Source organism: Pseudomonas sp. PGPR40, assembly GCF_022014505.1.
GTDB lineage: Bacteria > Pseudomonadota > Gammaproteobacteria > Pseudomonadales > Pseudomonadaceae > Aquipseudomonas.
Window position 1 is genome coordinate 1 of sequence record NZ_JAKLSP010000076.1, and the last position, 824, is coordinate 824.

At 58.4% G+C, this 824-nt stretch carries 1 protein-coding gene; it reads right to left on the minus strand.

Annotated elements, in window-relative coordinates; genetic code table 11:
- Positions 1-755, minus strand: a 755-nt coding sequence (locus MEB48_RS29025; protein WP_442969130.1) for a lipase family protein, incomplete at its 3' end; no start/stop codon positions are given.
- Positions 756-824: the final 69 nt, after the last annotated feature.

The following is an 824-nucleotide window of genomic DNA, read 5'->3' on the forward strand; positions in this document are numbered from 1 at the left end:
CCCTGCGGCCCCTCGTTATGGCGCACCTGGCGGGCATATTCGTAAAGTTTCTCCTTGAGCGTTGCCAAGGCGTCTTCGATGACGCGGTACTCGCGGTCGGTGACAATGGTTGCGCCGCTTTCCTGGGCTTGTTGCCAGCGGCGCAAGGTCGCCCAGGCAAAAGGAATGTAACTGGCGATCATCATGTGGTCGGTGTAGTTGATCAGTTGCGCGAGCAGGCCGTCGCGGGCCGGCATATCACCCCGTCGCGTCTTTTCCAGCATGGCGGTACAGGCGGCATCGTCGATGGACTCGCAATCCGGGTCCCACAAAATCGACGACCACTCCTTGTCATTAAAGCGCACAGGCATGAAATGCTGCTGTTGCCCGTGATGCTGATAGGGCTCACCGCCCACGCGCACCAGACCGGCACCAAACAGCAACATGCCATAGAGTCCGGAAAAGACCGTCGTCACCAGGCCCGGGACCCAGACCTTCCAGTTAGCGTCCATCCACGGCGCCGGTACGCCGGGCACCGGGTCGTTGTGATTGACCATGCGGTGATGGACAAGGTCGGTGGCGCCTTCAACAAAGGTTGAGTCGCCAGCGCGTGGGGCGCCGTAGGTGTAGAGGAGGATGTTGTAATCCTCATCCGGAAATCGACGGAGCGCTTCGGCCAGCAACAAGGCGATAGCTCCACCAAGACTATGCCCGCAAATGATGATTTTTTGACCCGTATGAAATTTATCCAGATAACGCAAGACGAACGCTTTCATCGCCTGAAACGCACTGTAAAAACCCTGATGGACGCTCCCGACACCTTCCTCGAACGGAACCTGAAGCGC